Source organism: Mesorhizobium sp. YM1C-6-2, assembly GCF_003666685.1.
Lineage (GTDB): Bacteria > Pseudomonadota > Alphaproteobacteria > Rhizobiales > Rhizobiaceae > Mesorhizobium_K.
This window is the reverse complement of the sequence record NZ_RCIZ01000008.1, coordinates 12873-30492: the sequence shown is the minus strand read 5'-3', so window position 1 is coordinate 30492 and position 17620 is coordinate 12873. Positions and strand designations below refer to the sequence as shown.

The 17620-nt window shown below is 65.1% G+C and carries 13 protein-coding genes and 1 pseudogene; 8 read left to right on the top strand and 6 right to left on the bottom strand.

Going from position 1 to position 17620, the window contains the following annotated elements:
- Window positions 1-51 precede the first annotated feature (51 nt).
- From D8676_RS18950 to D8676_RS18940, 3 genes are read left to right on the top strand one after another with little or no spacing between them, the layout of a single operon-like run.
- Window positions 52-1827: a type I secretion system permease/ATPase gene (locus tag D8676_RS18950; RefSeq protein ID WP_121582666.1), complete on the top strand. Its 1776-nt coding sequence runs from the start codon at window positions 52-54 to the stop codon at window positions 1825-1827.
- The gene (locus D8676_RS18945) at window positions 1824-4160 is read left to right on the top strand and encodes a cadherin-like domain-containing protein (RefSeq protein WP_121582665.1); all 2337 of its coding nucleotides are present in this window, start codon (window positions 1824-1826) and stop codon (window positions 4158-4160) included. The genes D8676_RS18950 and D8676_RS18945 overlap by 4 nt, the downstream gene beginning before the upstream one ends.
- Window positions 4161-4176: 16 nt before the next feature.
- Window positions 4177-5517: an HlyD family type I secretion periplasmic adaptor subunit gene (locus tag D8676_RS18940; RefSeq protein WP_121582664.1), complete on the top strand. Its 1341-nt coding sequence runs from the start codon at window positions 4177-4179 to the stop codon at window positions 5515-5517.
- A gap of 326 nt (window positions 5518-5843) precedes the next feature.
- Here the strand turns inward: D8676_RS18940 and D8676_RS18935 are convergent.
- The 4 genes and pseudogenes from D8676_RS18935 to D8676_RS18920 form a co-directional block, all read right to left on the bottom strand.
- Window positions 5844-6089 (bottom strand): annotated as a pseudogene (locus D8676_RS18935) (magnesium chelatase domain-containing protein); the annotation flags it as partial.
- A gap of 187 nt (window positions 6090-6276) precedes the next feature.
- Window positions 6277-7227 (bottom strand): glutathione synthase, encoded by a 951-nt coding sequence (gene gshB / locus D8676_RS18930; protein WP_121582663.1) that lies wholly within the window; start codon window positions 7225-7227, stop codon window positions 6277-6279.
- A 92-nt stretch (window positions 7228-7319) separates the two neighbouring features.
- Window positions 7320-7694: a GtrA family protein gene (locus tag D8676_RS18925; protein WP_121582662.1), complete on the bottom strand. Its 375-nt coding sequence runs from the start codon at window positions 7692-7694 to the stop codon at window positions 7320-7322.
- The gene (locus D8676_RS18920) at window positions 7691-8692 is read right to left on the bottom strand and encodes a glycosyltransferase (protein WP_121582661.1); all 1002 of its coding nucleotides are present in this window, start codon (window positions 8690-8692) and stop codon (window positions 7691-7693) included. The genes D8676_RS18925 and D8676_RS18920 overlap by 4 nt, the downstream gene beginning before the upstream one ends.
- Before the next feature lie 128 nt (window positions 8693-8820).
- Between D8676_RS18920 and D8676_RS18915 the strand changes: the two genes are divergently transcribed.
- The 5 genes from D8676_RS18915 (at window position 8821) to D8676_RS18895 (ending at window position 15277) form a co-directional block, all read left to right on the top strand.
- The gene (locus D8676_RS18915; RefSeq protein ID WP_245426906.1) at window positions 8821-10635 is read left to right on the top strand and encodes a GtrA family protein; all 1815 of its coding nucleotides are present in this window, start codon (window positions 8821-8823) and stop codon (window positions 10633-10635) included.
- A 150-nt stretch (window positions 10636-10785) separates the two neighbouring features.
- On the top strand, window positions 10786-12135 hold the full coding sequence (locus D8676_RS18910) for an EAL domain-containing protein (RefSeq protein WP_121582660.1): 1350 nt from the start codon (window positions 10786-10788) through the stop codon (window positions 12133-12135).
- A 226-nt stretch (window positions 12136-12361) separates the two neighbouring features.
- Complete coding sequence (locus D8676_RS18905; RefSeq protein ID WP_121582659.1) at window positions 12362-13027, top strand: phosphatase PAP2 family protein; 666 nt, start codon at window positions 12362-12364, stop codon at window positions 13025-13027.
- Window positions 13028-13119: 92 nt separating this feature from the next.
- Window positions 13120-13392 (top strand): helix-turn-helix transcriptional regulator, encoded by a 273-nt coding sequence (locus D8676_RS18900; RefSeq protein ID WP_121582658.1) that lies wholly within the window; start codon window positions 13120-13122, stop codon window positions 13390-13392.
- A gap of 157 nt (window positions 13393-13549) precedes the next feature.
- Window positions 13550-15277, top strand: a complete 1728-nt coding sequence (locus D8676_RS18895) for a SulP family inorganic anion transporter (protein ID WP_121582657.1) — start codon at window positions 13550-13552, stop codon at window positions 15275-15277.
- Between the two features lie 30 nt (window positions 15278-15307).
- Here D8676_RS18895 and D8676_RS18890 read toward each other — a convergent pair whose 3' ends face one another.
- Both D8676_RS18890 and D8676_RS18880 read right to left on the bottom strand, forming a co-directional pair.
- Window positions 15308-16729, bottom strand: a complete 1422-nt coding sequence (locus D8676_RS18890) for a hypothetical protein (RefSeq protein ID WP_147448224.1) — start codon at window positions 16727-16729, stop codon at window positions 15308-15310.
- A 99-nt stretch (window positions 16730-16828) separates the two neighbouring features.
- On the bottom strand, window positions 16829-17614 hold the full coding sequence (locus D8676_RS18880; RefSeq protein ID WP_121582654.1) for a YiiX/YebB-like N1pC/P60 family cysteine hydrolase: 786 nt from the start codon (window positions 17612-17614) through the stop codon (window positions 16829-16831).
- Window positions 17615-17620 lie beyond the last annotated feature (6 nt).

Below are 17620 nucleotides of genomic sequence, written 5' to 3'. Positions count from 1 at the left end.
GGGAGGGGTACCCGGGCGTCGGCCTCTCTTAAGGGCAATGGGGTGGGTTCCATGAGCAGTGGCAAGGGTGCTGGCAGGAGTGCCGGGTCGCAGCGGCGGACGGCACGGGATCTGACGCGCGGTTTCCGAAGCATCATCGTCTTCCTGTTTTCGATCTCCGGCATCATCAACGTGCTCGCGCTGACCGGCTCGATCTACATGCTGCAGATCTACGACCGGGCGCTGACCAGCGGCAGCGTGCCGACATTGCTGGCCCTGTCGCTGCTGGCGATCGGGCTTTATCTCTTCCAGGGCGTCTTCGACATCATCCGCTCGCAGATACTCGTCAGGGTGGGCGGCCGGCTCGATCGCAAGATCGCGCCGCTCGCCCATCAGGTCGCCATCGACATGCCGCGCTTCGGCTTCTCCACCGCCGAGGCTTTGGAGCGTGGCCGTGACGTCGACACGGTGCGCGGCTTCCTCGGCAGCCAGGGACCGGTGGCTCTTTTCGACCTGCCCTGGATGCCTCTCTATGTGGTCTTCGTCTACATGCTGCATCCCTTTCTCGGCGCGCTGACGTTCGGCGGGGCTCTCGTGCTGGCATTGCTGACCGTCGCCACCGAACTGATGACGCGCCGCCATGCCTCCGACACCCACAAGGCCGCGATCCTGCGCAACCAGATCGCCGATTCCAACGCACGCAACGCCGAGGTGCTGAAGGCCATGGGGTTTGCCGGCCGGGCCGTGGAGCGGTTCACCGCGGCCAACGCCGAGCACCTGTCTCTGCAGACGCGCACCAGCGACATAAGCGGCACGTTCGGAGCCATTTCCCGGGTGCTGAGGATGCTGCTCCAATCCGCCATTCTCGGGCTCGGGGCGTTTCTGACCATCCAGGGCGACCTTTCCGCCGGCGCGATCATCGCGGCATCGGTTGCGTCGACGCGAGCATTGGCTCCGGTCGATCTGGCGATCGGCAACTGGAAGAGCGTCGTCCAGGCGCGCAACGCATGGCGGCGCCTCAAGGAGACAGCCGTCGCCCTCGGCAAGACGCCCGAGCCGATGGAACTGCCGGCGCCGTCGCGCAATCTCAAGGTGGAGAAGCTCACGATCGCGGCTCCCGCTTCGGGTCGCGTGCTTCTTACCGACGCGGAGTTCCAGCTCGAGGCCGGACAGGCGCTTGGCGTCATCGGCCCTTCCGGTGGCGGCAAGACGACCCTGGTGCGGGCGCTGACGGGAATCTGGCCCGCCCTGCGCGGCAGCGTACGGCTCGACGACGCCGAACTGACCCAGTGGAGCGACGAAGTGCTCGGCCAGCATATCGGGTACCTGCCGCAGGAAGTAGCGCTGCTTGACGGCACCATCGAAGATAACATCTGCCGCTTCGATCCGGCGGCCGACCCGCGCGCGATCGTCGAAGCCGCACGCGCCGCGGGCGTTCACGAGATGATCGTACGCATGCCTGACGGCTATCATACCCAACTCGGCGCCCAGGGAATGGCGCTTTCGGCCGGCCAACGCCAGCGTATCGGGCTTGCGCGCGCTCTTTACGGCAATCCGTTCCTCGTCGTCATGGACGAACCCAACTCCAACCTGGATGCGGATGGGGAAGCGGCGCTGACGGAAGCGATCAAGGCGATCCGCGCCCGCGGCGGCATCGCCGTGGTCGTGGCGCACCGGCCAAGCGCACTGGCTGCGGTCGAGCTCATTGCAGTCGTGCAAAACGGCAAGATCACCGCGGTCGGGCCGAAGAGCACGATCTTGCAGTCGCCGGCGCAGGCTGCGGTGGCAAATGCCGACACCGCAACCCAGAAGGCACGCCCGCGCGTAAACGCGAGGGTACGGGCATGATGATCAACGTCAAGGCGACGAAGCCCGAGGCCGCCGAACCGGCAGCCGTCGACCCCTACCGCTTCAGCGAGGAGCCGAAGAATTCGCGTTGGCCGTTTGCCTTCGCGGCCATGCTGATGGGCGTCGCTCTCTACATAAAATCCATGTTTCCCGGGTGGAGCACGGCGGGGGCCGAAGCCCGTCCGGAGGCGAACCCCGATGATGGGGCCGGCAAAGGGAACATCCCGGCCGACGCCAGCCCGCTTCGCGACGCGGGGATGCAATATACCCCGGAGGAGGCGCCGAAAGACAAGGCCGAGCCAGCCGAAGGTCCGATCGGATCGGGCGCCAGGCTGTTCGATCTGCACGGCCCCGCGTCGTTCGAGGCGATCGTCTCGCCTGAGTTCGATCTCATGGACTACGCGTCCTTCGGCCCGATCTCGGCCGGACCGTTCAATTTCGCCGGCCCTTTCATGGCCGCGAATGACAATCCTGCTCCCGGCACGGCCGATCCCGGCGGTGGCGAGGCGGGAGGCGAGAACCCCAACCCGCCTGATAGTCCGGGCGATCCCGACGACCCGGATGGGCCGGACAACAACGAACCGGGCGACGAGGACGAAGAAGAGATCAACCGCGCTCCACGGGTCAACGGTCCGGTTTACCTGGCAGACGTCGGAGGCTGCGCGATCGCCCTGATCGGCCTTACCGATCTCCTGGCAAACGCCGTGGACCCGGACGACGACACCCTGTCGGTGACGAACCTGACCGTGTCTTCGGGCATGCTGACGGCGACCCTGGGGGGCTGGCTCTTCGATTCCGCCGGCTACGGACCGGTGACGGTCACCTACGAGATCACCGACGGCGAACTCTCGGTTATGCAAACGGCGCATTTCGACGTGGTGCGCAACAGCATAGCGGGTACTTCCGGCGATGACCTCCTGGTCGGCACCGAATGCGGCGACGACATCGACGGCGGCGACGGACACGACAACATCGATGCGCGCGGCGGCAGCGATACCGTGCTCGGCGGCGCCGGCAACGACCACATCGTGGCGGGAGCCGGCTCGGACATCGTCTTCGCCGGTCTCGGCGACGACATCGTGTTCGGCGGCGATGGCGACGACTGGATTTCCGGCGGCGAAGGCGACGACAGGTTGTTCGGCGAGGCAGGCGAGGACACGTTGTTCGGCGATGGAGGGGCGGACTACCTCTCCGGTGGCGATGGGAAGGACCTGCTCTTCGGCGGCGATGGCCACGACCACCTGTCCGGCGATGGCGAAGACGACAGGCTTCTGGGCGGCGATGGAGATGACGAACTCGCCGGGGGAGACGGCGACGACGTCATTATGGGCGAGGCAGGCGCCGATCTGCTGCGCGGCGATTCCGGCGACGACACGCTGTCGGGTGGCGAAGGCAAAGACCACGTCCACGCCGGTACAGGCGACGATACCGTGATCGGCGATCTGGATGGCGCAAACGACAGTTATGACGGTGGCGAGGGCGTCGACACGCTCAGTTACGCAGCATCTATGGAGACCGTCGCGGTCTATCTTGATGACGGAGTGGCGGAGGGCGAGGAAATCGGCACCGACCAGGTCTCTTCCTTCGAGGTGGTGGAGACCGGTGCGGGTGACGACGAGCTTCTGGGCAGCAGCGCTGCCGAGATGCTCCTAGGCAACGAGGGCGACGACTACATCGCGGGCGAGGATGGCGACGACGTCGTCGACGGAGGCGACGGCTGCGACACGCTGTCTGGCGGCGAAGGCGAGGACGAGGTCTATGCCGGCGCCGGCGACGACACCGTGGCCGGCGATCTCGACGGCGCGAATGACACTTATGACGGTGGCGGTGGCATCGACACGATCGACTATTCCGCGGCGACCGCCAGCATTTCGTTCGATCTCGTTTCCGGCACGATCAGTGGCGTCGAGGTGGGCGAGGACACGATTTCCAACTTCGAGGTCTTCCTCGGCGGCAGTGGGGACGACCACTTCAAGGGCAACGCCGGCGGCACCTTCAGCGGTGGCGGCGGCAACGACATTTTCGAATTCGAGGCGCTGTCGGCGGCCGGCCAGCGTGTTGCCTACGAGATCCTCGATTTCATGGCAGGCGATCGCATCAAGGTGTCCCGCTACGAAATCTTCGAGGAGGTCATGGACAGCCTCGAGGATCGCTTCGAGGAGGTCTATGGCGAGGGCATCGACCAGGACGACCTGCCGATCCTGATAAGCCACGAATACACCGGCAATGTGCGGCGCACGCTGGTCGAGGCTGACCTCGACAATGACGAGTACTACGAACTGGTGATCACAATCAGCGGCGACAGCAAGATCGCGGTGTCGGAGACCGTATAAGGACGGAGTAATCAACATGGACGCGCATCGACAAGGCCATCTGATCAACCGCAACCGCGATGACGAGGAAGACGAGAGGCGGTTCCGTATCGGCGGTCGCGTGGCGGCCGGTCTCACCTTCGGCCTGCTCTTGCTGGCAGGTGCCGGTGGCTGGGCCGCAACGGCCGAATTGACAGGGGCGGTGATCGCAACCGGGGCTGTGAAGGTCGATCGCAACCTGAAAGCCATACAGCATCGCGACGGCGGCATCGTCAGCGAGATCGCGGTGCGCGAGGGCGACTTCGTCGAGGCGGGCCAGGTCCTCCTGCGTCTCGACGACGTGCAGACGCGGGCGGAACTGTCCATAGTGCGCGCGCAGCTTGCCGAACTGGCGGTCAAGAAGGCAAGGCTGATGGCCGAGCGCGACGGGCTCAGCCGGATGGAGCTTCCCGAGCTCTCGGACGATGCCGGCCGGCACATCGATGATGTCGTGCGCGGCGAGACGCGGTTGCTTGAAGGCAATCTGCGCAACAGGAAGACCGAGACGGAGCAACTGACGCTCAGCATGGAACAGCTCGGCGAGGAGATCGCGGGACTGGAGGCGCAGCACGCGTCCAAGCTCGACGAGATAGAACTCGTCGAGCGCGAGCACGGCAAGATCAAGGGACTTGCCGACCAGAAGCTGATCGAGGGCTCGCGCGTCTTCACCACGAAGCGCGAACTCGCCCGGCTCAATGGCGAGAAGGCGGAAATCGAGGCCGGCATCGCACGCGCCAAGGTCCGCATCAGCGAGGTCAAGCTGCAGGTCCTCGCCGTCGACGAGACAGCCCGCACCGAAGCCCAGCGCGAGCTTTCCGCCGTCGAGCCGAAGCTCGCCGAGCTCAGGGAAAGAGCGGCAGCGATCGAGGACCGCCTGCAACGGACCGACATCCGTGCGCCGATCGCAGGCATAGTCAACGAACTCTCCGTCAACACGCTGGGCGGCGTCATCACGCCGGCTGAGAAGCTTGTCACCATCGTGCCGGAGGGGGCGGAGCTGAAGATCGAGGCCAAGCTGGCGCCCACCGACATCGACCAGGTGCAGGTCGGTCAAGCCGCGAAGCTTCGCTTCAGCGCCTTCAATCAGCGCACGACCCCGGAGATATTCGGCGAAATCGCCTATGTCTCCGCCGCCACGTCTGTCGACCCGGCGAGCGGCCAGCCGCTCTATCTCGCGGAGGTCAAAATATCCGCCGACGAGATGGCGAAACTCGGCGACAACAAGCTACGCCCCGGCATGCCTTTGGAAGTCTTCATCTCGACCGAGGACCGTACCGCCATCTCATACCTGGCAAAGCCTCTCCTCGACCAGTTCGAGCGTGCGCTTCGCGAACAATAGCCAGCGATGGCAGCGCTGGACAAAAGGGCGGCCTGCATGGCCGCTTTGGGAACGTCGCAGAGGCCGGAACAACGACTGACCTGGGGCGCAAAGTAGTCGTTCATCATGTATGCCGAGAGCGATAAGAGCAGTTCCGAAGCGGCGGTCGCCCGGATGTCAGATTTATCAATGTGACCAGGCAGGCCAAGAGACGCTCTGCGCCGTCATGGGCAATTCAGCAGACTGTGAATTGTCCTAGCGCCAAGCTCCGAAACGACATCAAATGGTGAGTAGACGGTGAGTACAATACTGCTGTCGCTGGAAAATGGTTGGAAGACAGATAATTATCGGTCATAGTGGCTGCCTTCCTTGGGCAGGTCGGCGGGCGCGAGATTGACGGTCACCTTCTTGGCCGGCATCGACAGGCCGGAAGCGTGCAGCGCGGCCTGCACGCGCTCGCGGCTTTCGGCCACCGCCTTGTCGGGCAGGCCGACGATATGGATGTTGGGCTTGCCGGGCGCGATCATGACCTGAACGTCCACCGGCACCGCCTCGATGCCCTGGAACGCAACCGTGCGCACACGCGAAACCATGCCGCCCCTCCGAAACCGGCGGTGACCGCCGCCCCACGATCGGATCAGATTTCCCTATGCGTCAACTAAGCACGGGTTTTCGAATAAAGCAAGAACAAGAAGAGAACAAACATATAGTTCCGGCTGCCGTCAGGTTGCATCGGGTTGCAGCCCTGGAACAAACCGGGAGCGCGGAAGATATGCGGCGTTATGCGCCCTGTGCCTTGCGCGCCTCGACGGCGTCCCAGAACAGGGACGCGATATCGGCGCCGCCGAACCGCTTCACCTCGCGGATGCCGGTCGGCGAGGTGACGTTGATCTCGGTCATCCAGTCGCCGATCACGTCGATGCCGACGAGCACGAAGCCGCGCTCCTTGAGCGACGGCCCGATGCGCGCGCAGATCTCGCGTTCGCGCTCGGTCAGCTCGGTTTTCTCGGCACGTCCGCCGACATGCATGTTGGAGCGGGAATCGTGCTCGGCCGGCACCCGGTTGATGGCGCCGACCGGCTCGCCCTCGATCAGGATGATGCGCTTGTCGCCCTTGCGGACATCCTTGAGATAGCGCTGCACGATGAACGGCTCGCGGAACATCTGCTGGAACATCTCCAGCAGCGAGGCGAGGTTGCGGTCTGCCTCGTGCAGATGGAAGATGCCGGCGCCGCCATTGCCGTAGAGCGGCTTGACGATGATGTCGCCATGCGCCTTGCGGAACGCGTCGACCTCGCGCGGGTCCTTGGTGATCAGCGTCTCCGGCATCAGGTCCGGGAACTCGGTGACGAAGATCTTCTCGGGGCTGTTGCGCACCCAGGCGGGATCGTTGACCACCAGCGTCTTCGGATGGATGCGTTCGAGCATGTGGGTCGTGGTGATGTAGTTCATGTCGAAGGGCGGGTCCTGCCTGAGCAGGATCACGTCCATCTCCGAGAGGTCGGTGCGAACCGGCTCGCCGAGCGAGAAATGGTTGCCCTTCTCGTCGCGCACGGCCATCTCCTCGATGCGCGCGAAAACCTTGCCGCCGATCATCGACAGCCGGTCGGGCGTGTAGTGGAAGAGCCTGTGGCCGCGCCGCTGCGCCTCCAGCGACAGCGCGAAGCTGGTGTCGCCGGCGATCGACACGGTCGAGATATGATCCATCTGCACGGCAACGTTCAGCGGCATGGGTTTGCTCCGGTCGGACTGACGTCAGCGATATAGGGGCATGCGCGGCCTCTGCCAATCGGGCCACGCAGCCAATGTTTGGCGCAAGGCCCTCAGCGGTCGAAGACCAGCCGCGAATAGCCGAGATAGGAAAGCGCCATCGCGGCGGCCGAGGCGACGACCAGGGCCGCGAGCGGCGGCATCCACGGCAGGGCGATCAGCAGGCCGCTGTAGACCAGATAGTTGAAGATGCTGACCGCGATGGCGACGCCGCCATAGCGCGCGCCTTCGTGCAGGGCGCCGCGGCTGGACGGCTGGAAGGTCAGCGAGCGGTTGCAGAGCCACGTCACGGTCATCGCGCAGCCGATGGAGACGAGGCGGGCGAGGAAGGGGCCGAGCGGTGTCGCCGCAAGCAGCAGTGCAAGCACGGCGGCGTCGGTCAGGAAGCCGACGCCGCCTACGAAGCCGAAACGTAGGATGCGGCTCATGCCGCGCGCGAGGAGCCGCGCCTGCCCGCCGGCCGCGGCAGTTCCTGCGCGTCGCGCCTGGGGCGGCGCCCGGGAATGCTGAGATAGAAGATGCGCTTCTGCTCGGCGCGGCCGCGCGACACCGAATCGAGGATCAGCCCGGTGACGACCATCATGGCCGAGAACATCAGCATGCCGAGCGACAGCACCCAGGTTGGCATCCTGGGCACGAGGCCGGTCTCGGCATATTCGATCAGGATCGGCGCCATCAGCACGAGGCTGGCGGCGGCGATGAGCGCGGCGATGGCCCCGAAGAAGCGCATCGGCTGCGTTTCCTTGGCGAGCATGGCGAACATCCAGAGGATCTTCGCGCCGTCCCGATAGGTCGACAGCTTCGACGCCGAGCCCTCCGGCCGCCGGCCGTAGTCGAGCGCGATCTCGCTCACCGGCAGCTTGAGCTGCGAGGCGTGCACCGACATCTCGGTTTCTATCTCGAAGCCGCCCGATACTGCCGGGAAGCTTTTCACGAAGCGGCGGGTGAAGGCGCGGTAGCCGGAGAAGATGTCGGTGAAGTCGCGGCCGAACAGGCGCTTGTAGAGGCCGTTGAAGAGACGGTTGCCGAAAGCGTGCCCGGCGCGGCCGGCATCGTCGGTGACGCCGCGGCGCGTGCCCACGGCCATGTCGGAATGAGCCGTCAGGAGCGTGTTGACGAGCTGCGGAGCGTCCTCCGGCGCGTAGGTGCCGTCGCCGTCGACCATGATGTAGATGTCGGCCTCGATGTCGGCGAACATGCGCCTGACCACGTTGCCCTTGCCCTGGCGTGGCTCGCGGATGACGATCGCGCCGGCCGCGCGGGCCTTCAGCGCCGTCAGGTCGCTCGAATTGTTGTCGTAGACATAGACCGATGCCGCGGGCAGCGTCACGCGGAAGCGCGAGACCACGTCGCCGATCGTCTGCTCCTCGTTGTAGCAGGGGATGAGGACCGCGATGGCAAGGTCTTCCAGGCTGCTGTGATGCATCGAAACCTCCCGCCCCGCCGCTGGATGCGGCGGTGCCGTCACGCGGCGCTTTACTATTTATTGAAGCCGTTAAGGCTAGGTTTAGGACTGGTCCCAACTTGGCGGATTTGTTCTCTCCGGAAAGTTCGATGGCGAGCGAGATGACGATGGCCGGTCCGCGCCTCGGCGGAGAATCGTTCTGGCGTGGCGACGTCGTGAAGGCGATTGCCGCGACACTGGTCGTCGCGGCCGTCGCCGCGGTGGGCGGTTTCAAGGATCTCGCCGGCAACGCCGACAATGACAGCCTGCTCAGGCTGGTCGAGGTGCGCGACCTCATCGCCGGCCAGGGCTGGTTCGACCTGCACCAATATCGCATGGGCGCCGGCGGCGGCGGACTGCTGATGCACTGGTCGCGTCTGGTCGACGCGCCGATCGCCGCCATCGTGCTCGTGGTCACGTCTGTCACCGGCTCGCAGGCGGTGGGCGAGACCGTCGCGCTGATCGCCTGGCCGTTCGCGCTCTATGCGCTTTCCGTCTATCTGCTGCTGCGCATAGGCCGCCTGGTCGGCGGTGAGGAGACGATGTTCCCGCTGCTGGTCATCGGCGCGACGACGCTCTACTACACCGGCATCTTCGCGCCCGGCGCCCTCGACCACCACAACGTCCAGCTGGTGCTGATGCTGGCCATGGTGCTGTTCCTGCTGCGGGCGGGATTGCACAGCCGCTCGGCCTGGCTCGCCGGCGTCTCCGCCGTGCTGATGCTTGCGGTCGGCATGGAGACGGTGCCCTATGTCGCGGCCGGCGGCATCTTCGTCGCGGGATGGTTCCTCGTCGGGGGCGGCGAGGCGGCCAAAGCAGCGGCAGGCTTCGGCGCCGCCTTTGCCGCAACGTCCGCCGCCGTCTTCGTCGCGACGGTCCCCTCGTCCGAATGGGCGGCCGCCCATTGCGACGCCTACTCGGTCGCGCAATTCGCCATCGGCGCGCTGGCCGGCGCAGGGCTTGCCATCGTCGCGTCGACGCCGGCGCTCGGCGCAACTCCAGCCCGCCGCGCCGCATCGCTGGCCGTGCTCGGCGGCGCCGTCGCCGGCCTCGTGCTCGTCTATTTCCCGCAATGCCTGGGCGATCCCTATGCCGGGCTCGATCCGATGCTGCAGAGCTACTGGCTCGACGCCGTCAGCGAGGCTCAGTCGCTCTGGCGCGTGCTGGCCGCGGAGCCGGACGCGGCGGTGGGCCAATACGCGACCGTCCTCGTAGCGCTCGGACTGCTTGCCCGGCGGATGCTGGTGCGCGGCCTTCGCCGCGAGGAGGTGTTGATCGCGATGGTTCTGGTCGTCGCCTTGCTGGTCAGCGTCTGGCAGGTCAGGGGCTCGCGCTTCTCGCTGCCGCTCGCCTGCGTGCCGCTGGCGGTCTGGGTCGCCGGCTTTCGCCGGCATGCCGAGTCCGCGCCGGGCACCGCCTCCTCGCTCAAGCTCGTCGGCGCTTGGCTCGTCTCCTTCCACATCACCTGGACCCTGGCGGCCAGCGGAATCCTGTATCTCGTTTCGCCGTCGGAAGCCGGCAAACAATCGCCCGAGGAAAGCTGCTACGAGCGGTCGGACTACGCGGAACTGGCCGCGATGCCGGCCGGCAACGTGCTGGTCATCTCGAACCTCGGCGCGCCGATGCTGCGGTATACGCCGCATCATGTGCTCGCCGGGCCCTACCATCGCAACATGGCCGGCAATCTGGCGGCACTCGAGGCCTTTATCGGAACGCCCGAAAAGGCGCGCGAGGTCGCACAGGCGAACGGGATCGGCCTGGTGGCCTTCTGCCGCGGCAATACCGAGACGGATTTCCTCGCCCGACGCGCGCCGGACGGGCTGCTGGCAAATCTTCTGGCAGGCCGCGCACCGGACTGGCTGGAGATCGTGCCGGAAAGCAGCGGCAAGCCGATCGAACTCTACCGCGTCCTGCCGCCTTGGTGACCTTGGCCGCCGGCTGACTTCGCGCCGCTAACGCGGCGTAAGCATCCCGTCCCGTCCTTGGACGACTGCCGAGGCGGTCTTGATACTTTTCCTAAACGCTTTGCTGGCAAGTTGCGCGCCAATTCAAGAACAACAACAAGCAGGACCGAAATGCAGCCCGTTTTTGCGAACGGCTATACTGGCAGGGAAAGCACGGAACTCGCGTTCACCGACCCCCTGACCGGCCTCGGCAACCATCGCCGCTTCTACGACAAGGTGGAGCGCCTGATCTCTGATCGCGCCGACGATCCGGCACCCTTCGCGATCGGCATTCTCGACCTGGACGGCTTCAAGCCGATCAACGATCTGTTCGGCAGCAGGGCCGGCGACGACATCCTCGTCCAGGTCGCCATGCGGCTGCGCGCGTCGATGGATGCGCATTCGACGGTGACGCGCATCGGCGCGGACGAGTTCGCCTTCCTCTACCCGCTGGTCTTCAGCGAGGACGCCGCCACCGACAAGGCCCGGATGCTGATCGAGATATTGTCGGCGCCCTACGACGTCGGCGAGCGTACGGCGCGCCTGTCGGCCTCGGTCGGCTGCTCGCTCTATCATTTCGGCGACGAGACCACCAATATCCTGATCCACAAGGCCGAAACGGCGCTCTACCAGGCCAAGCGCTCCGGCCGCGGCCGGGTCGTCGTTTATACACGCGAGATGGAGGAAGCCGCCAAGCGCGTCACCCGCATCGAGCAGGCGCTGAGGCGCGCCGTCTCCGCCGGCGAGGTGGAGCCGCATTTCCAGCCGATCGTCGATCTCAAGACGCGCCGGACGGTGGGCTTCGAGACGCTGGCGCGCTGGACCGACCGCGACCTTGGTCCGATCTCGCCGGTCGTCTTCATCCCGATCGCCGAGGAGCGCGGCATCATCGGCCCGATGTCGCAGCTCGTGCTGAGGAAGGCGACCGAGGCGGCGCGCGACTGGCCGCAGGACCTGTTCCTGTCCTTCAACCTGTCGCCCTCGCAGCTCGTCGACCAGAACACCGGCCTGCACATACTCGCCATTCTCGACCGCACCGGCTTCGACCCGCGCCGCCTGGAGATCGAGATTACCGAAACTGGCCTCATGTCGGACCCGACATCGGCCGAGAAGATCGTCGAGGACCTGCGCCGCTGCGGCATCCGCGTCTCGCTCGACGATTTCGGCACCGGCCAGTCCTCGCTCGGGCGGTTGCGCGAGTTCCATTTCGACAAGCTGAAGATCGACCGCGCCTTCATCGCCTCGCTGCTCGACGACCGTCCTTCCGAGCACATCATCCGCGCCATCCTGGCCATGTGCGAGGGGCTCGGCATGGACGTCGTCGCCGAAGGCATCGAGGAAGAGGAGCAGGCCGAGCGCCTCGTGCAGTTCGGCTGCGGCGGCGGTCAGGGTTATCTGTTCGGCCGTCCCGCCAATGCGGATGCGACGCTCGGCTATCTCAGGGATTCCTTCCGCGGCGCGCAGCGCGCCAGGGCGGTCTGAACCGAGCCGGCGACGGCCGCTCGCTTCGGCGGCAATTCCGTAAACCCCGGCAGCCGCCAGCGCCGGCCACCTTTGGCGCTGGACCAGCTCCCGCTTCTCCGAAGCGAAGATCGGTCCGGTCCCTGTCTGTCGCATTCCGGCCGGAAAACCGGTTTCCACTTTTCCTGGAATTGCTCTAAAGCCGCCAGACGAAGGAGGAACGGTGACCCTGCGCTTCTGGGAAAGAATGGAATTCTCGGTTCTGCTCGCCGGCATCATCGTCGCGGGCGGCCTGTGGGGTTTCGTCGAGCTGACCGAAGTGGCGCGCGACACCGCCACGCATGCCTTCGACACCGAGATACTGCTTTTCTTCCGCGAGGCGGGACGGCCCAACGATCCGATCGGCCCGCTCTGGATGGAAGAGGCGGTGCGCGACGTCACCGCGCTGGGCTCGATGATCGTCCTGGTCATGGTGACGGCGGTCACAATCTTCTACCTGCTGCTGGTCCGCCGCTGGCGCTCTGCCCTGCTCGTGCTTGTCACCGTCGGCGGCGGCCAGATCCTGTCGAGCGTGCTCAAGCTCGGCATCGACCGGCCGCGCCCCGACCTCGTGTCCCATCTGGCTCAGGTGCAGACGCTCTCCTTCCCGAGCGGCCACGCGATGATGGCGGCGGTGACCTACCTGACGCTCGGAACCATGCTGGCCGGCATCGTGCCGGGCAGGGCGACGAAGATCTATGTGCTCGGCGTCGCCGTTCTGGTCACCCTGATGGTCGGCGTTTCGCGGCTCTATCTCGGCGTGCATTGGCCGTCCGACGTCCTGGCCGGATGGTGCGCGGGTTTCGCGTGGGCGATGCTGTGCTGGCTCGTCGCGCGCCGTCTGCTGCGGCGCGGCGAGCCGGAGCGCAGTTAGAGATCATGGTTCATGTGTAAGGATTGATGCTTGAAACATCATCATAATGATATTATACATGCATACTGCAGTCTCAGGCAGGAACGCGTTTCGTGATCACCGCCCAGCAGATGCGCGCCGCGCGAGCGCTCGCCGGCATCGACCAGAAGACCCTCGCCGAGCGGGCAGGTGTGTCGTTGCCGACGATCCAGAGGATGGAAGCAAGTGACGGCGTCGTGCGGGGTGTGGTCGATACGTTGATGAAGGTGATCCGCGCGCTGGACGAGTCGGGCGTCGAGTTGATCGGCGTCAACCAGGCGAGCAGCGGCAGCGGCAGGGGCGTTCGCCTCAAGGCGCCGGCGACCGACGAAGGCCTCACCGGCTGAGATTGCAACTGCGGAGCCGCGTCGCGCGCTTCGATTGTTGAAGTCAGTCGCGACGGCGACCGCCGACAGATTGCCGACGATCCCGCCGCTCCTTGATCGAGCCTCGGACGATCCAGAACCGGTTCCGGTCCGATGCTCGAATGTGCGGAAGGCCGTCATGAGCGCAGCTGCCGGGTCGGAGCGATTGCATTCCACCCCCACTTTCCTGGAACTCTACACGCCGAAGCTCGTCACCGTGCTGCGGGAGGGCTACGGGCTCAGGCAGTTCCGCATCGACGTCATCGCCGGGCTGACAGTCGCGATCGTCGCCCTGCCGCTCTCCATGGCGATCGCCATCGCCTCGGGCGTGTCGCCCGACCGCGGCCTCTACACCGCGATCGTCGGCGGCTTCCTGGTGTCGGCGCTCGGCGGCAGCCGTTTCCAGATCGGCGGACCGGCAGGTGCCTTCATCGTGCTGGTGGCGTCGACGGTGGCGCGCCATGGCGTCGACGGGCTGATCCTCGCCACCATGATGTCGGGCGTCTTCCTGCTGGCGGTCGGCTATCTGAGACTCGGCACCTACATCAAGTTCATCCCCTACCCGGTGACGGTCGGCTTCACCGCCGGCATCGCGATCATCATCTTCGCCAGCCAGCTCAGCGAGCTGTTCGGCCTGTCGCTGGACGGCAAGGAGCCGGGCGAACTCATCCCGAAGCTGAGAGCGCTCACCGCCGCCTGGGGCACGTTCAACCCGTCGGCGATCGTCGTCGCGTTCCTGACCATCGCCGTCATCGCCGGGCTGAAGCGCTGGCGGCCGTCATGGCCGGGCATGCTGATCGGGGTCGGCGTGGCATCGATCTTGGCGGCGGCGCTGGCGCTGCCGGTCGAGACGATCGGCACGCGCTTCGGCGGCATACCGCGCTCGCTGCCGCTGCCGGCGCTGCCGGCCTTCGATCTTGCCGCCATGCAGGCCGTGCTGCCCGACGCCATCGCCTTCACCCTGCTTGGAGCCATCGAATCGCTGCTGTCGGCGGTGGTCGCCGACGGCATGACGGGACGCAGGCATCGCTCCAACTGCGAACTGGTGGCGCAGGGCTTCGCCAACATCGGCTCGGCATTGTTCGGCGGCATCTGCGTGACCGGCACCATCGCGCGGACGGCGACCAATATTCGCGCAGGCGCGCACGGCCCCGTCTCCGGCATGCTGCATTCGGGCTTCCTGCTTGTCTTCATGCTCGTGGCCGCGCCGCTGGCGAGCTACATACCTTTGGCCGCACTTGCCGGCGTGCTTGCGGTCGTCGCCTGGAACATGGTCGAGAAGACCGCCTTCGCGGCGCTGCTGCGCTCCTCCTGGGGCGATGCGCTGGTCCTGCTGGTCACCTTCGCCCTGGTCGTCTTCCGCGACCTGACCGAGGGCATCGTCGTCGGCTTCGCGCTGGGCTCGGTACTGTTCATCGACCGCATGTCCAAAATGGTTGCCGTCGAGATCGGCTCGGCCGACGTTCCCGACACCAGGGGCAAGGAGCGTGTTGCCTATGAGGCCGCCGAGTCGTCCGACCCGGACACGGTGATCTATCGCATCAGCGGCGCCTTCTTCTTCGGCTCGGCCTCGACGGTGGCGACCGTGCTCGACCGCATCGCCGACCGGCGCACGAATTTCGTGCTGGATTGCTCGGCCGTGCCATTCCTCGATTCGACGGCCGCCAACGTCATTGAAGGGGCGGCTCGAAAGGCCGAGCGCGCCGGCGTGCGTTTCTTCATCGCCGGAGCGTCGCCACCGGTGCGCCGCATGCTGTTCACGCATGGCGCGCGCCCGCCGCATGTGCGCTACAAGACGACGGTCGCGAGCGCGCTGAAGCAGATACGGCGCGAACGGCCCCAGGAGGAAGCCGCCCCGGCGGAATAGTTCATCAAAAGCACGATCCCGAAAGTACTCCTACCTGCGCCGGGCCTTCGGAGTTCCGCATTTGCCGCCCTGATCGGGCGGCCATGACCATTCGTTGCCAACGGTTCCGATCGTGACAAGCTGTGACCAGTCACCGCCGTGGCACTGATAACATTGAGCGCAACGGCGGTTGCCGACCTTGAGGAAGCCGTCCAAGGTCTGATTGTGAACGCCTCCGTTTCTGACCGCGAACGAGTCCCTGAAAAGCTCCGCGCCTAACCACTCTTCCAAAACCTCGTAAGCCCGATCGTTGTTGCGCGATCCGTGATGGGCAGCGGTAAAGATGCAAGCGCGATCGGTGGGCTTGAGATGATTTGGAAAATTTTCCTCAGGTTCATCAATTCCGAACGCAAGGCGTGAATCCGCGACGAAGATGACAGCGGGCTCCCCTTCAGTTTCGACCCGCTGGAATACCAGCGAAGACACGTTTTGCTCGGTCAGCTTGAGGGAATAAAAAAGCGCCAGACTATTCGCTTCCCTTCTTACGTCTCGCTGCTCGACCGTGTTCAGGGGTTCCAGGAATCCCGAGATTCCGCCTTGAGGGGCGGCGCCTTCGTTCTCGAACGCAGTGAAATCGAACCACCGAATGGGAATCGAATGCGAGACGGCTAAGGTCGCAATCGCCTGGATCGCCTCAGCCGTTTCAATGACGCTCCTCGTTAAAGTCTCCGCCAATTGGAACGCCTCCGGTGACGCTCTCTCCGTGTCGACGAAATACCAATGGATTTGCGGTCGATTCGCGCCGAGACGCTCGCCCAGCGGCACCGTGAGAAGATGGCTCTCCTCGAGGTTCCTCCGCACGACCGCAAGTTCCTGCAAGCCGAGACCCAATGACCGCGCGACCATCGCCTCCCCCGACTCTTCCGTTCTGTCAGCAAGGATAGCTGTCTCCATACGGTCGGTCCTTGGCCTCTCCCTCAGGTATTTCAGCCCTTCGCTGCGAATCCGCTGGTCGATGGATCGAAAAGCCGGGATCCGGTCCTCGGTCGCCAAGATTGCTTCCGTCCCACGGAGCCGTTCTTCTGCGACAATTGACCTTGCTGCCAGGGCTGCGCCCTCTCGCAAACGCGTGATCAACCTGTCCGGGTCGGTCAGGACTTCGGGCACCGCCGGCGACCAAAGCGCGGGCAACCAGAATTCTCCGATCTCGTTTCCCTCGGAAACCCAGGTCTCGACGAATCGCGGAAAGCCTGCGGAATGGTCATGATCGCTATGACTGCAGATTGCGATATCGATCCGATTGCCGACGGTGGGGCAATGATCTTTGAGAGACTTGAACAGTCCGTTTTCCGGACCGCGCGTCTTGCTTTGCCCACCGTCAAAAAGAACCACGTAACCCCTGTGGTTGTGTTCTGTTTCCAACACGAAGGCTTCACCGCTACTCAGCGGCAGGGCAGTAAACCTGGACGACAATTCACCCTCCCCCAATTTAACCAATGGGAGGAAAGTAGACTCGTGTCCAAGGAAATAGAAAGAGCGAAAATCCTGAAAGTCGAGCTTTAACTTATGTAATCAGGATGCCTGCTCTTCTTGCGCCCAGGTCACGCTCCTGTAGTCGAAGCCGTATTCGAGCGTCGGCTTCACGATCCTGAAATAGGGCGACAGGTCGAAGTCGCGCGGCGTGTAGAGCGAGTGGTGGCGGATGTGCAGGATCTCGCTGCGAGAGTAGGAGGACTGGGCCGACGCCCGTCCCGGCGCGCGGGTGATCTCGGGCAGGATCGGATAGCGGATACCTTCATAGGCCTGGGCGATCAGCGACGAGCAGATGGCGCGGGTAGGGTCGCCGGAACCGAAGGCGATGGCGCGCCTCCGCCAGCGCACCGGCATCGGCACCGGAAAGAAATAGCGCAGCATGTCGAAGATGTTCTTCAGGTCGTATTTCAGGCCGAGCCGCTCCAGCATGAAATCGACGACATGCTGGCGGTCCTCCGGCGACAGTCCGCTCGCCCGGCAGATGCGCGTGTTGTAGGTGCGGTATTTCGACAGCGGCACCGCTACGCAGCCCTGGCCGAGATTGACCTCGATCAGGCGCGGCCGCTCCGACCCATCCTCCGGTTCCGGCAGGGCGTCGCCGACATAGAGCGCCGAATGCGACCACGTCGACTGGGTCAGGTATTTGATGGTCGCGGAAATCCTGAGATTGCCCTCGATCAGCAGGATGTCGCCCGGCTGCAGAATGCGTCGCAGGGTCTCCGGGTCAGACGGCGTGTAGGGCTCGTAGCCGGAGGTCTCCTGCTGCAGCCGGCCCGCCAGGAACCGGCCTATCCTGTCGAGGATCGTGTCGCCCGCTTCGCTCATCCGCTA

Excerpts from the sequence above, each read along its gene's own strand:
- D8676_RS18895 (WP_121582657.1), top strand. The coding sequence starts at position 13,550 with ATGAGCGCAGCTGCCGGGTCGGAGCGATTGCATTCCACCCCCACTTTC.
- D8676_RS18915 (WP_245426906.1), top strand. The coding sequence starts at position 8,821 with ATGGCGAGCGAGATGACGATGGCCGGTCCGCGCCTCGGCGGAGAATCG.
- D8676_RS18950 (WP_121582666.1), top strand. The coding sequence starts at position 52 with ATGAGCAGTGGCAAGGGTGCTGGCAGGAGTGCCGGGTCGCAGCGGCGG.
- D8676_RS18920 (WP_121582661.1), bottom strand. The coding sequence starts at position 8,692 with ATGCATCACAGCAGCCTGGAAGACCTTGCCATCGCGGTCCTCATCCCC.
- D8676_RS18880 (WP_121582654.1), bottom strand. The coding sequence starts at position 17,614 with ATGAGCGAAGCGGGCGACACGATCCTCGACAGGATAGGCCGGTTCCTG.
- D8676_RS18905 (WP_121582659.1), top strand. The coding sequence starts at position 12,362 with ATGGAATTCTCGGTTCTGCTCGCCGGCATCATCGTCGCGGGCGGCCTG.
- D8676_RS18925 (WP_121582662.1), bottom strand. The coding sequence starts at position 7,694 with ATGAGCCGCATCCTACGTTTCGGCTTCGTAGGCGGCGTCGGCTTCCTG.
- D8676_RS18910 (WP_121582660.1), top strand. The coding sequence starts at position 10,786 with ATGCAGCCCGTTTTTGCGAACGGCTATACTGGCAGGGAAAGCACGGAA.
- gshB (WP_121582663.1), bottom strand. The coding sequence starts at position 7,227 with ATGCCGCTGAACGTTGCCGTGCAGATGGATCATATCTCGACCGTGTCG.
- D8676_RS18945 (WP_121582665.1), top strand. The coding sequence starts at position 1,824 with ATGATGATCAACGTCAAGGCGACGAAGCCCGAGGCCGCCGAACCGGCA.
- D8676_RS18940 (WP_121582664.1), top strand. The coding sequence starts at position 4,177 with ATGGACGCGCATCGACAAGGCCATCTGATCAACCGCAACCGCGATGAC.